The organism is Methylobacterium sp. SD274 (assembly GCF_017355285.1).
Lineage (GTDB): Bacteria > Pseudomonadota > Alphaproteobacteria > Rhizobiales > Beijerinckiaceae > Methylobacterium.
Window position 1 is genome coordinate 32,113 of sequence record NZ_JADIJP010000002.1, and the last position, 12,560, is coordinate 44,672.

General features: G+C 66.4%; 13 protein-coding genes. 3 read left to right on the forward strand and 10 right to left on the reverse strand.

The window, feature by feature from the left end; genetic code table 11:
- Positions 1 to 21: 21 nt before the first annotated feature.
- The 5 genes from IPV08_RS01895 to IPV08_RS01915 all read right to left on the reverse strand — a co-directional run bounded on the left by IPV08_RS01895 (position 22) and on the right by IPV08_RS01915 (position 4,161).
- Positions 22 to 318: a DUF3253 domain-containing protein gene (locus IPV08_RS01895; RefSeq protein ID WP_056423843.1), complete on the reverse strand. Its 297-nt coding sequence runs from the start codon at positions 316 to 318 to the stop codon at positions 22 to 24.
- Positions 315 to 1,052 carry a DUF599 domain-containing protein gene (locus tag IPV08_RS01900; protein ID WP_207410462.1) on the reverse strand — a complete coding sequence of 246 codons (738 nt, stop codon included), beginning with the start codon at positions 1,050 to 1,052 and terminating at the stop codon, positions 315 to 317. The genes IPV08_RS01895 and IPV08_RS01900 overlap by 4 nt, the downstream gene beginning before the upstream one ends.
- A 169-nt stretch (positions 1,053 to 1,221) precedes the next feature.
- The gene (locus IPV08_RS01905) at positions 1,222 to 1,503 is read right to left on the reverse strand and encodes an acylphosphatase (protein ID WP_246747737.1); all 282 of its coding nucleotides are present in this window, start codon (positions 1,501 to 1,503) and stop codon (positions 1,222 to 1,224) included.
- A 37-nt stretch (positions 1,504 to 1,540) separates the two neighbouring features.
- Entirely contained in the window at positions 1,541 to 1,972 is a 432-nt protein-coding gene (locus IPV08_RS01910) for a gamma-glutamylcyclotransferase family protein (protein ID WP_056423837.1), read from the reverse strand.
- Positions 1,973 to 2,169: 197 nt separating this feature from the next.
- The gene (locus IPV08_RS01915) at positions 2,170 to 4,161 is read right to left on the reverse strand and encodes an acetyl/propionyl/methylcrotonyl-CoA carboxylase subunit alpha (protein ID WP_348646066.1); all 1,992 of its coding nucleotides are present in this window, start codon (positions 4,159 to 4,161) and stop codon (positions 2,170 to 2,172) included.
- Between IPV08_RS01915 and IPV08_RS24400 the strand changes: the two genes are divergently transcribed.
- A complete protein-coding gene (locus IPV08_RS24400; RefSeq protein ID WP_246747767.1) occupies positions 4,051 to 4,512 on the forward strand; it encodes a hypothetical protein in 462 nt (153 codons plus the stop codon). The two genes, IPV08_RS01915 and IPV08_RS24400, sit on opposite strands and share 111 nt — an antisense overlap.
- 366 nt (positions 4,513 to 4,878) lie before the next feature.
- Here the strand turns inward: IPV08_RS24400 and IPV08_RS01925 are convergent, their stop codons facing one another.
- Complete coding sequence (locus IPV08_RS01925; RefSeq protein ID WP_207410467.1) at positions 4,879 to 5,331, reverse strand: hypothetical protein; 453 nt, start codon at positions 5,329 to 5,331, stop codon at positions 4,879 to 4,881.
- A 204-nt stretch (positions 5,332 to 5,535) separates the two neighbouring features.
- Entirely contained in the window at positions 5,536 to 6,219 is a 684-nt protein-coding gene (locus IPV08_RS01930) for a L,D-transpeptidase (protein WP_207410468.1), read from the reverse strand.
- 184 nt (positions 6,220 to 6,403) lie between these two features.
- Between IPV08_RS01930 and IPV08_RS01935 the strand changes: the two genes are divergently transcribed.
- Complete coding sequence (locus IPV08_RS01935) at positions 6,404 to 7,339, forward strand: histone deacetylase family protein (protein ID WP_207410469.1); 936 nt, start codon at positions 6,404 to 6,406, stop codon at positions 7,337 to 7,339.
- Between the two features lie 7 nt (positions 7,340 to 7,346).
- Here IPV08_RS01935 and ribB read toward each other — a convergent pair whose 3' ends face one another.
- The 3 genes from ribB to IPV08_RS01950 form a co-directional block, all read right to left on the reverse strand.
- A complete protein-coding gene (ribB, locus tag IPV08_RS01940) occupies positions 7,347 to 8,423 on the reverse strand; it encodes a 3,4-dihydroxy-2-butanone-4-phosphate synthase (RefSeq protein ID WP_207410470.1) in 1,077 nt (358 codons plus the stop codon).
- 48 nt (positions 8,424 to 8,471) lie between these two features.
- Complete coding sequence (gene aroC, locus IPV08_RS01945; protein WP_207410480.1) at positions 8,472 to 9,575, reverse strand: chorismate synthase; 1,104 nt, start codon at positions 9,573 to 9,575, stop codon at positions 8,472 to 8,474.
- A 185-nt stretch (positions 9,576 to 9,760) separates the two neighbouring features.
- On the reverse strand, positions 9,761 to 10,900 hold the full coding sequence (locus IPV08_RS01950; RefSeq protein WP_207410483.1) for an anhydro-N-acetylmuramic acid kinase: 1,140 nt from the start codon (positions 10,898 to 10,900) through the stop codon (positions 9,761 to 9,763).
- 123 nt (positions 10,901 to 11,023) lie between these two features.
- On the opposite strand from IPV08_RS01950, the gene tyrS reads away from it, so the two are divergent.
- A complete protein-coding gene (gene tyrS / locus IPV08_RS01955) occupies positions 11,024 to 12,313 on the forward strand; it encodes a tyrosine--tRNA ligase (RefSeq protein WP_207410485.1) in 1,290 nt (429 codons plus the stop codon).
- Positions 12,314 to 12,560 lie beyond the last annotated feature (247 nt).

Here is a 12,560-nt window from a genome sequence, read left to right on the forward strand (position 1 = left end):
TCTTTTCGCGTCGACGAGGGTTCAGGCTTCGCCGGTAGCCGGGACGGGCATTCCGAGACGATAGATCCCGCGAAAATCGTCGGGGTCGGCGACGGGTTTCCCTTTGCGCATGATGGCGATGTGGCCCTCCTTGGTAAGGCGCACGGCCATGCGGCGAATCGGCTGCATCAGCGGGCTCCAGCCGTCCGGATGCGGCCCCCCGAGGTGGCGCGCCACCTCCGATGGGCAGACGGTCTTGCCTTCTCCCCGCTCTGAAACGAGGCGGAGGATCGATTCGCCGATCTCCTCCTCGCTCACGGATCTGCGCTCTGTGCTCATGACTCGGTGTCCTGCAGGGTGGCCTCGTCGTCCTCGTTGAGGAGGATGGCGCGGATATCGGAGGTGAATTGCCGTCGCCACATGACACAGATGACGCCTGTGGTGGCGAGGATGAGAAACCAAGCGTTCACGAACCAGCCGAGATAGGCCAGCGCGAACAGGAAGGCACGCTGCCCCTTTGCGAAATGGGTCCCGGCGGCGATGTTCATGGCGGCGGCCCGGCGGGCGGCGCGGTCCATGTCGCGTTGCGCTGCGCCAGCGCCCTTGGGCGGCACCGCGCCGATGAGGATCGCACCGTAATTGAACAGACGGTAGGCCCAGGCGAATTTGAAGAACGCATAGACGAAGACGACGGCGAGGCCCGCCACCTTGACCTCCCAGGTGACGCGCGTGGCGATGGCGCCGAAGGGCAGCGCGCCGAACAGGGTCAGCACATCGTCACCGGAGCGGGACAGGGTCAGCACCCCGCCGAGCGCGATGAGGGACGTGGAGGCGAAGAAAGCCGTCCCGTTCTGGAGGGAGGCGTTGATCGTGGTGTCGACCACCCTGTTGTCGCGGACGATGAGCTGCCGCGACCATTCCTCCCGCTGGCGGTTCATGATCTGGCTCAGGCTCGTGCGCCGCCCGCGCATCCGCGCCACCGCTATCCCATAGCCTGCCCAGGCGGCGACGAAATAGAAAAGGCCGGCAATGTCGAGCGGCGAGAAATCCGCGAAAGTGAACGGCTGCTGCATGGGTTCTGATCGCTTCCCGGCCTATGGCCGACCGGAACCCGGTCTCACCGGTCCAGCGCCGTTCCGCCTGCGGCGCGGACCATAGGTCATCGGCCCGATCCGTGGGAAACGAATCTCTGACGATGAACGATAAGAGAAACCCTTTATCGTGCCCGTCGGCACGGAGAGATCACGTTCGCAGGATGCGAAATCCCGCATCGGGGGGATTGGCGGAGTCCGCCGCCTCCACCGAGGACACGACGGCACCGGCGGGCCCCAGCTTGCACGCATCGAGCATGGCGGCGACCGCATCGGCGGGACCGCTGAAGGTCGCTTCCACACCGCCATCCGAACGGTTGCGAACATGGCCGTCGAGGCCGCGACCCTCCGCTTCGCGCGAGGTCCAGTACCGGTAGCCGACACCTTGCACCCGGCCACGGATGACGACATCGACGGTTCTGATCGTAGCCAAGAATAAACCTCCTCGCATCCAATCCTGTCTGCGATCCTCAGCCGCGTCCTGCCCGCAGCCAGCGGCGCATCTCGGCGAGGTAAGGCGCCGGGAAAGCGGCGGCTTCGGCCGCGGCCAGCACCGGTTGCAGGTAGTCCGGTCGCGGAACCCCCGGAACGGCGCTGCAGCCGAGATAGATCAAGGCCCGTTTCACGCCGGTCGATGTGGTCACCGGCTGGTAGGCCTTCGTGTAGAGCCGCCCGGCGACGCCCTCGTAGCGGTCGAGGGCCGGCACGTCGGCCAAGGCCAGATCCCAGAGGACGCCCCAGACGGTGGATGTCGGGTCGCGCACCACCGAGGCATAGCCCTCTCGCATGATGATGAAGCGGTGCCGGTTCAGGCGGGCGGTGCCGAGGGAGGTCGAGCCGGGGCAGCGCATGGCCATCGCGGCGGCATCCATGTTGGCGCCGTAGGAGAAGTAGAGGGGCATGGATCGGCTGGCCGGAAGGGGATGACGAGCGTCTGCCGGGCCCGATTCGACGGTCGGACCCGCCCAGGAGGGCCCATTCGCGGGGTCCCGGTGAATGAGGGGGCTGTCGATCCCCTCGCTTCGAGATTGCGTCTGGCGTTCAGCGAGGGTGCGGGGCGGCCGTGATCGGCTACCCCGCACCTTTAATCGCTATGCGATCAGGCGAATTCCATGATGACCGCGTCGACCGCGAGGCTGTCGCCCTCCTTCGCTTCGATCTTGGAGATGGTGGCGTCGCGCTCGGCGCGGAGCACGTTCTCCATCTTCATCGCCTCGACGATGGCGAGGGGTTCGCCGTTCTTCACTTCCTGGCCTTCCTTCACCAGGATCGCCTTCACCAGGCCGGGCATCGGGCAGAGCACCTGCTTGCCGGACCCGGCATTCTCCTTGATCGGCATCAAGGCGGCGAGTTCGGCTTCGCGCCGGGTGAAGACCCGCGCCTCGGCCGCCGCGCCCGCATGCTGGAGCGCGACGCCGTTGAGAAGGGCGCGCACCTGGATGGCCACGCGGGTGCCGTTGATCTCTCCCGACCAGACCGGCTCACCCGGACGCCAGTCGCTCTCCACCGTCCAGGTCCGGCCGTCTTCGGCGGTGACGACGAGATGCTCGCCGAGATCGTCCACCGTGACCGGGTAGGATTGGCCGGCCAGGATCACGATGCGGTCGCGCTCGAAATGGAGCAGGGCCGGGTCGCGCATCTGGCCCGAGATGCCGCGCTTGCGGGTGTTGAGCTTGTGGTCGATGGCGGCGGCAGCGGCCGCCATTTGCTGGGCGACCTCGCCCTCGGGCTCGGGGGCGACGAAGCCTTCGGGGAATTCCTCCGCGATGAAGCCGGTGGAAATGTTGCCCGAGCGCCAGCGCGGATGCGCCATGAGGGCCGACAGGAACGGGATGTTGTGGCGGATGCCGTCGATGGCGAAGGCGTCCAGCGCCTGTCCCTGCGATTCGATGGCCTCGGCGCGGGTGGGCGCCCAGGTCACCAGCTTGGCGATCATCGGATCGTAGTGGATCGCGATCTCGCCGCCCTCCTCCACGCCGGTATCGTTACGCACGATGGCATTGCCGAACGGGCCTTCCTCCGGCGGCTGGTAGGTGGTGAGGCGGCCAATGGAGGGCAGGAAGTTGCGGGTCGGGTCCTCGGCGTAGACGCGGCTCTCCACGGCCCAGCCGTTGAGCTTCACCTGGTCCTGGCTCAGTGGCAGCGCCTCGCCATAGGCCGAACGGATCATCAACTCGACGAGGTCGAGGCCGGTGATCATCTCGGTGACGGGATGCTCCACCTGGAGACGGGTGTTCATCTCGAGGAAGTAGAACGACTTGTCCTGGCCGGCGACGAACTCGACGGTACCGGCCGAATCGTAGGAGACGGCCTTGGCCAAGGCCACGGCCTGCTCGCCCATCTTCTTCCGGGTCGCCTCGTCGAGGAGCGGCGACGGCGCCTCCTCGATGACTTTCTGGTTGCGGCGCTGGATCGAGCATTCACGCTCGCCGAGATAGATGACGTTGCCGTGCTTGTCGCCGATCACCTGGATCTCGATGTGGCGCGGATCGGTGATGAACTTCTCCACGAACACACGGTCGTCGCCGAAGGACGAGGCGGCCTCGGACTTGGCGCGGGCGAAGCCCTCCGCGACCTCGTCCGACGAATAGGCGATGCGCATGCCCTTGCCGCCACCGCCGGCGGAGGCCTTGATCATCACCGGATAGCCGATCTCGTCCGCGATGGTGACGGCGTGTTCTGGGCTCTCGATGACGCCGAGGAAGCCCGGCACGGTGGAGACGTTGGCAGCCGAGGCCGCCTTCTTCGATTCGATCTTGTCGCCCATGGCGGCGATGGCGCCGGGATTGGGGCCGATGAAGACGATTCCGGCCTCGGCCAGCGCGCGCGGGAACGCCTCGCGCTCCGACAGGAAGCCATAGCCCGGATGGACCGCCTGGGCGCCCGTCTGTTTGCAGGCCTCGATGATCTTGTCGATGATCAGGTAGGACTGCGCGGCCGGAGCGGGGCCGATATGCACCGCCTCGTCCGCCATCGCCACATGAACCGCGTCCCGATCGGCATCGGAATAGACGGCGACCGTCTTGATACCCATCCTGCGAGCGGTCTTGATGATGCGGCACGCAATCTCGCCGCGGTTCGCAATCAGGATTTTCTCGAACATCTGTCCAGGCACTCGGGTGAAGCGGGAAAGGTCACGAGCGCCGTCGCGCTCAAGCTCGTTCCCGTTAAAGCAGTTGTGCGGCTTCGCAAAGCTGGACCAATGAAGGATTGTTCATACGCTGCGCCAAACCGGTTGTGTATTCAAAATCATGGTCGCTGGTATCCACGGGGCGGCGTAGCGATTGCGCCCTCCTTCCTTGGCCCGGTAAAGCGCATCATCGGCCTGCCGGACCAGGGCGAGGAAGCCCGCCTCGTCACCATTTCCGACGTCGAGGGACCGGCCGATGCTGACCGTGACGCATTGCCCGTCGCCGAGGCCCGGATGAGGAAGCGCCAGTGAATCCGGTGTGACCGACACCGGGGTGTCTTCAAGCCTTCTCGGTCAACGATTTATCGACGCTGTTCAACTGCTGCAGGAAGTGTTCGGTGAACTATGACCCGCATATGTGAGTGGTGTTATAAGTATTTATCCTAAAAATACCTTCGATTACTGGTTATTTTATTAGCATAATGGCGTGACGCCAATGGTATTGCGCCGTAGTTTCAATTTATGTGTATTGATCGTTGTAGATCTGAATTTTTGCGATTTCTGGAAAATCTGAAGTTTTGAACCAAGACCGGTAGTGGTTGAGTGTGTCTCCAGGCCCCGTCTATTCGCCATCGTTCACTGGCCAGTCCGGCGAACGCGATCCGAACTCGCTCGGTTTCAGGCCGCGTCCAGCAGCTCAACCGGCGATACCGAGGGCGCTTCCTCGACATGCAGACGACGGTGGGCGGAGCCGATGGCGAAGGCGACGAGGATTTCGTGGCTCGTCTCGGCCTCGCGAACGATCTCGAAAGCGATGCGGGCGGCAAGCGGTGTAGGGCCGGCATCGCTGCGCAGGGAGCCGACGAGCCAGCGGGCGATCTCGACATCGACGTAGCCGGTGGGACGCTCGCCCCAGACGGCGAAGTTCACCACTGCGGCGCTCACGAGATCGGCATAGGACATGTCGCTCTGCGGCACGGCCCGGTCGAGGGCGATGAGCATGTCGGCCTCGTCCGCATGCGAGATGCCATCCGGGAGGATATCGCGACCGAGGACCTGAACGTCGGCGGCGGTGATGCGGCCGGCGGCGACGGCACGGTTACAGAAGAGCTGAAGCGAATGGTTGATCATTGGTTGGTGCCTCCCCGGCTTTATTTGCGCCGGTCTGTGTTTCTGCATGTCGATGACTATGCAGGAGGCACCCGTTCAAGAAGTTAACGGCCAAATCTGAATCAACGTTCAGGTTAAAGGCTGCTCACGAATGAGCCTTTCCGAATCGTATCTTTGGAGCCCGGCTCCGCCGCCTCGGCGACGGAGCCGGTTCCCGTCTTCGCCTCAGCGCACCACCACCTTCGCGCCGATCGGAACGCGCTCGTAGAGATCGACCACGTCCGCGTTGAGCATGCGGATGCAGCCGGACGACACGGCCTGGCCGATCTTCTCCGGCTCGTTGGTGCCGTGGATGCGGAACAGCGTGTCCTTCTTGCCCTCGGCGAGGTAGAGCGCGCGGGCCCCGATCGGGCTGGTGGGGCCGCCCTCGAGGCGCTTGGGCAGTTCCGGGCGGCGGGCGATCATCTCGGGCGGCGGGTTCCAATCCGGCCACTCGCCCTTGCGGTCGACATTGGCGGTCCCGGCCCAGGCCATGCCGGCATGGCCCACGGCCACGGGATAGCGCACGGCCTTGCCGTCCGGCAGCACGTAATAGAGCCGGCGCTCCTTCGTCACGACGATGACGGTGCCCGCGGGCTCGTTCGTCTTGTAGTCGACGGTGGCGCGGGCGATCTTGGGATCGACATTGCCCTGCGGCGCCTGTTTCAGCCATTCCTTGTCACGGGCCTCACCGGTCAGCGCCGGGGGCTGGGCCAGGGCCGTGTGGGCGGTGGGCGGGCTGAGCGGGGCGGTCGCCGTCTGCGTGTTGCAGGCGCCGAGGGCGAGGGCGGACAGGATCGTCGCGGCGCCGAGCGAGCGACGCAGGACGCCATGACGGGAGGGGATGGGCGACCGGGTCGTGGGCGACATGTGAGAGTGAGCCTGTCTCGAAGCCGGGGGGCTTCGAAGAATGTGGTTGATGGATTATGTCGCCATCTAACTCGCAGACTGATCGGCGCGTAATCTCGCTACCCTGAACCGTGGCGCATTTGCATCGTATGTTGTGCGTAAAGCACAGTCGGGTCGGGTGGAACGACGAGGATCGTTCGGAGGGATGAGCGTGACGACCCTGTACGTAAGCCACCCCTCCGCGCTGGATCACCAGATGCCCGAGGGGCACCCGGAACGATCGGACCGGATCCGCGCCGTGGAGGCCGCCCTGGAGAAGGAGCGGTTCTCAGGTCTGCTGCGCGAATCGGCGCCCCGCGCGGAGACGGAGACGGTCGCCCTCGCCCATCCCGTTCCCTATGTGGAGGCGATCATCGCGGCCTCCCCGCGATCCGGCTATGTCCAGATCGATTCGGATACGCTGATGTCGCCCGGCACCCTCGACGCGGCCCTTCGCGGTGTCGGCGGCGCCGTCCATGCGGTGGATGCGGTGATGAGCGGGGCCTGTTCGAACGCCTTCGTCGCCATGCGGCCGCCGGGCCACCATGCCGAGCGCATGCAGGCGATGGGCTTCTGCTTGTTCAACTCCGCCGCCATTGCCGTCCGTCACGCCCGGGAACGGCACGGAGCTAGCCGCGTGGCGCTGGTGGATTGGGATGTCCACCACGGCAACGGCTCGCAGGACATCTTCTGGGACGACGCAGCGGTGATGTACGCCTCGACCCATGAGATGCCGCTGTTTCCCGGCACGGGCGCGGTGGGTGAGCGTGGCACCCACGACACCATCGTCAACGTGCCGTTACGGGCCGGCGACGACAGCGGGATTTTTCGCGAGAAGTTCGAGAAGGGGGTTCTTTCCCGCCTCTCCGTTTTCGCCCCCGACCTGATCGTGATCTCGGCAGGCTTCGACGCCCACCGCCTCGATCCGCTGGCCAGCGTCGAACTCGACGAGGCCGATTTCGGCTGGGCCACCCGGAAGCTCATGGAGATCGCCGACAAGCATGCCTGCGGCCGGATCGTCTCGGTCCTCGAGGGCGGCTACAGCCTGGACGGTCTCGCCCGTTCTGTCACCGCCCATATGGATGCGCTGATGGGACGGTGAGGAGGACTCACCCTTCCAGCGGCACCTCGCCCAACAGGTCGATGCCGAAGCCCGAGAGGCCGACATAGGAGCGCGACGAGGTCGAGAGGTTGCGGATCGAGACGATGCCGAGGTCACGGAGGATCTGGGCGCCCAGACCGACCTCGCGCCACTGCCGCACGCGCTGGGCTTCCGCTCCTTCTTCTGCATAGGAGGAAAGCGGCACGCCGGCGGTGCCGTCGCGCAGATAGACGAGGACGCCGCGTCCCTCCTTGGCGAAACGGCGCAGGACGCAGTCGATCGACTTGCCGCCGCCGATCACGTCGGCCACCACGTTGGAGCGATGCAGGCGCACCAGCACATCCTGCCCGTCACCGATATCGCCCTGGACGAAGGCGAATTGCTGCACCGTCTCGAACGGGGTCGTGTAGGCGAAGCCGGTGAGCTCGCCGAATTCCGATTTCACCGGGAAGGTCCCGACGCGCTCCACCAGCTTCTCGCGCGCCTGCCGGTAGGCGATGAGGTCGGCCACCGACACGCGCTTGAGGTTGTGCAGTTCCGAGAAGGCCGTGATCTGCGGTCCCTTCATCACCGTGCCGTCATCGTTGGCCAGTTCGCAGATGACGCCCACCGGCGGCAGCCCGGCGAGCTTGCAGAGGTCGACCGCCGCCTCCGTGTGACCGGAGCGCATGAGAACGCCGCCATCCTTGGCGATGAGCGGGAAGACGTGGCCGGGGCGGACGAAATCGGATTCGCCCATATTGCCGTTGGCGAGCGCCCGCACCGTGTTGCAGCGCTGCTCGGCGGAGATGCCGGTGGTGAGCCCGTGCTTCACATCCACCGTGACGGTGAAGGCGGTGCCCAGGGGCGCATCGTTGGAGGCGACCATCGGGTCGAGGCGCAGGCGCCGCGCTTCGGCGCGGGTGAGAGGCGCGCAGACGATGCCGCAGGTGTTGCGGACGATGAAGGCCATCTTCTCCGGCGTGCAGAGCGAGGCGGCGACGACGAGGTCGCCCTCGTTCTCACGATCGTCGTCATCGGTGACGACGACGATCTCGCCGCGGGCATAGGCTTCGATGGCCTGCGTGACGTGGGTATGGGGCACGGGATATCTCTTGGAATTCGCTGGGCGGATGGGCTGCGGCGCGCCGGGTCACCCCCGCGTCCCGACCTGCCCCCGGTGACGCAGATAGTGATCGGCCAGCACGCACGCCATCATCGCCTCGGCGACGGGGACGGCGCGAATACCGACGCAGGGGTCGTGGCGCCCCTTGGTGACGAGATCGACGTCGCGGTTGTTGGTCGTCACACTCATACGCGGCGTCAGGATGGAGGAGGTCGGTTTGACCGCGAAGCGGCAGATCAGCGGCTGGCCGGTGGAGATGCCACCGAGCACGCCGCCGGCATGGTTGGCGAGGAAGGTCGGAGCGCCGGCATTGCCCGAGCGCATCTCGTCGGCATTCTCCTCACCGCGCAAAGCCGCCGAGGCGAAGCCGTCGCCGATCTCGACGCCCTTCACCGCGTTGATCGACATCATGGCGGCGGCGAGATCCGCGTCGAGCTTACCGTAGATCGGGGCGCCGAGGCCGGGCGGCACGCCCTCGGCGACCACTTCGATGACGGCGCCGATGGACGAGCCGTCCTTGCGGATGCCGTCGAGATACTCTTCGTAGAATTTGGCCGTCTCGGCATCGGGGCAGAAGAACGGGTTGCGTGCCACCTCGTCCCAATCCCACCGCGACCGGTCGACCGCATGCGGTCCCATCTGCACCAGGGCGGCCCGGATGACGATGTCGGCCGGCAGGACCCGCCGCGCGATGGCCCCGGCCGCCACGCGGGCGGCGGTCTCACGGGCCGAGGAGCGACCGCCTCCCCGATAATCGCGGATGCCGTATTTGGCGTCGTAGGCGTAGTCGGCATGACCCGGCCGATAGCTGTCGCGGATCTCGGAGTAATCCTTCGAGCGCTGGTCGGTATTCTCGATCTCCAGAGCGATCGGCGTGCCGGTGGTCAGCTGGACGCCGCCGGTGCGGTCGTCGGCGAAGACGCCCGACAGGATGCGGACTTGGTCGGGCTCGCGGCGCTGGGTCGTGAAGCGCGACTGGCCGGGCTTGCGCCGGTCGAGCTCCGCCTGGATGTCCGCCGCCTCAATGGGAATCCCCGGCGGGCACCCGTCCACCACGCAGCCGAGCGCCACCCCGTGGCTTTCGCCGAAGGTGGTCACGCGGAAGAGATGGCCGAAAGTGTTGTGCGACATGGTGGGAGACGCTCTAGCGCGGGATGTGGCCGAGAGCAAAGCGCCGGGCTCATGCCAGACCTCGCTGAGCCTGACTCATCGAGGTCTGCCCGCGCGACGGCGCGGCGGCGGTCATCCGCCGGACCTCACTGAACCCGACCTATGGGGCAGGTTCAGCGAGACTTGGTATTCAGCGAGGCTTGGTATCATGCCTCCGGCCGCGCCAGCACCCCGCCGGTCATCGCCTCCCGCACGCCGGTGGTCGACGGGAAGGTGATCGGCAGGCCCTTCAGCGAGCGCACGGCGAGATGCGCGAAGGCCTGGGCTTCGAGATAGGCCGAAGACCAGCCGATGGCGTCCGCAGTCGTGATCTCGGCGCGCAGGTGGTAGTTCAGAAGCCGCACCAGCTCGCCGTTGCGGGCGCCGCCGCCGGCGACGATCCAGCGCGTGGGGATTTCCGGCGCGTGGTCGAGGGCACGGGCAACGGACCGCGCGGTGAAGGCTGTGAGCGTCGCCGCCCCGTCCTCGGTGGACAGCTGGCCGGCGAGCTTGTGCGAGAACCAGTTGCGGTCCAGTGATTTCGGAGGCCTGCGGAAGAAGAACGGGTGGGTCAGGAGCCAGGCGAGGAGCGGCTCGTCCGGCCGTCCCCGCGCCGCCGTGCGCCCGCCATCGTCCAGGGGCCGGCCGGTGCGCTCGCGCATCCAGTCGTCGATGAGGGCGTTGCCGGGCCCGGTATCGAAGGCGATGACGTCGCCGTTGGAGGCGATGAGCGTGGCATTAGCGACCCCGCCGATGTTGAGGATGCCGAGCGCGCCATCATAGCCCGCCGCCTTGGCGAGCGCCTTGTGGAAGACCGGCACCAGCGGCGCCCCCTGCCCTCCCGCAGCGATATCGGCATGGCGCATGTCCGACACGACCGGGATGCCGAGACGACGGCTGAGTGCGGCCCCGTCGCCGATCTGCACGCTCATGCGCTGGTCGGGGCGGTGGACCACGGTCTGGCCGTGGAAGCCGATGACGTCGATATCCGCAGCGCTGAGGCCGTTATCCGCAAGGAAGGCCTCCACCGCCTCCGCATGGGCCGCGGTGACGAAGGTCTCCGCCTCCGCGAGGCAGCCGGGCCGGTCCTCGCGCGCGACCACGGCCTCGGAATCGGACAGCGCCCGGCGGAGCAGCTCACGATCCTCGTCGGTATAGCCGCGATAGCCGGTGGGGCCGAGCGGCTCGAGGTAGCCGTTATGGCTGCGGACCACCTTCACGTCTTCGCCGTCGGTCTCGATCAGGGCGACGTCGACGCCGTCGAGGGAGGTGCCGCTCATCAGGCCGATCGCCCGCATCATGGTCATGCCGTTTACGCCCCGTGCCTTCCGCGGTGAGCCCTGCTAAGAGCCGCGCGTCACTTGACCTGCTGCTATCACGCCGGCGTTTCTCCTGTCCCGCGCCGCGACCAGTCGAATCCGGAACCCCGCATGTCCACCGCCACGCCGAACCAGCCTGAGACCTTCGCGCCGAAATCCGACTTCCTGCGGGTTCTGTCCGAGCGCGGCTACATCCACCAGGGATCGGATCTCGCCGGGATCGACGCGGCGGCCCTGGAAGGCCGCCTGACAACCTATGTCGGCTACGATTGCACGGCCGCCTCGCTGCATGTGGGACATCTGCTGTCGATCATGATGCTGCACTGGCTGCAGAAGACGGGCGGCACGCCGATCACACTGATGGGCGGCGGCACCACCCGCGTCGGCGACCCGTCCGGTCGGGACGAGTCGCGAAAAATCCTCACGCTGGAGCAGATCGAGGAGAACAAGGCCGGGATCCAGAAGACCTTCTCGCGGTTCCTGACCTTCGGGGGCGGCGGCAACGGCGCGACCATGGTCGACAACGCCGAGTGGCTGACCAAGCTCAACTACATCGAGATGCTGCGCGATATTGGGCGTCACTTCTCGGTCAACCGCATGATGTCGATGGACAGCGTGCGGATGCGCCTGGAGCGCGATCAGGAACTGTCGTTCCTCGAATTCAACTACATGATCCTGCAATCCTACGATTTCGTGGAGCTGAACCGCCGGTATGGCTGCATCCTGCAGATGGGCGGATCGGACCAGTGGGGGAACATCGTCAACGGCATCGATCTCGGCCGCCGCATGGGCACGCCGCAGCTTTACGGCCTGACCTGTCCGCTGCTCACCACGGCGTCCGGCGCGAAGATGGGTAAGACGGCGGCCGGAGCGGTCTGGCTCGATGCCGGGATGCTCAGCCCCTACGATTACTGGCAGTTCTGGCGCAACACCGAGGATGCCGACGTGGCTCGGTTCCTCAAGCTGTTCACCCTGCTGCCGATGGACGAGATCGCCCGGCTTCAGGCGCTTCAGGGCGCCGAGATCAACGAGGCCAAGAAGGTACTGGCCACCGAGGCAACGGCCCTGATGCACGGCCGCGAGGCGGCTGACGCGGCCACCGAGACCGCCCGCAAGACCTTCGTGGAAGGCGCCGTGGCGCAGGACCTGCCGAGCGTCACCGTCGCCCGCTCCGTTCTGGAAGCCGGTCTCGGCGTGCTCTCGGCCTTCGGTCCCGACCACGCTAAGCTCGTCCCCTCCACCAGCGAGGCGCGGCGCCAGATCAAGAGCGGCGGGTTGCGTGTCAACGACGTCCAGATCACCGACGAGAAGGCAGTGCTGACCACAGCCGATCTCGGCCAGGATGGCGTGGTGAAGCTTTCCTTCGGCCGCAAGAAGCACGTGCTTCTCCGGGTCGAGTGAGGCGACGAGGGTAAAACCTCGATCGGGGCTTTCGAAAGTGTGGCGCATCTCCTTCCCCCCTCTGCGGGGGAAGGTGGCCCGCGAAGCGGGTCGGATGAGGGGAGCACGTTGTTCGGAGAGATCGCCCCCTCTCCCGCCGGCGGCGCTAGAGCATTCACATAGTTCGCGGGCTGCGCAGCCCTGCCCTCCTTTCCAGTGGATCTCGGGCCTGCCCGAGGTCCGCCGAGCTTGTGGGGAGGAGTGGGGG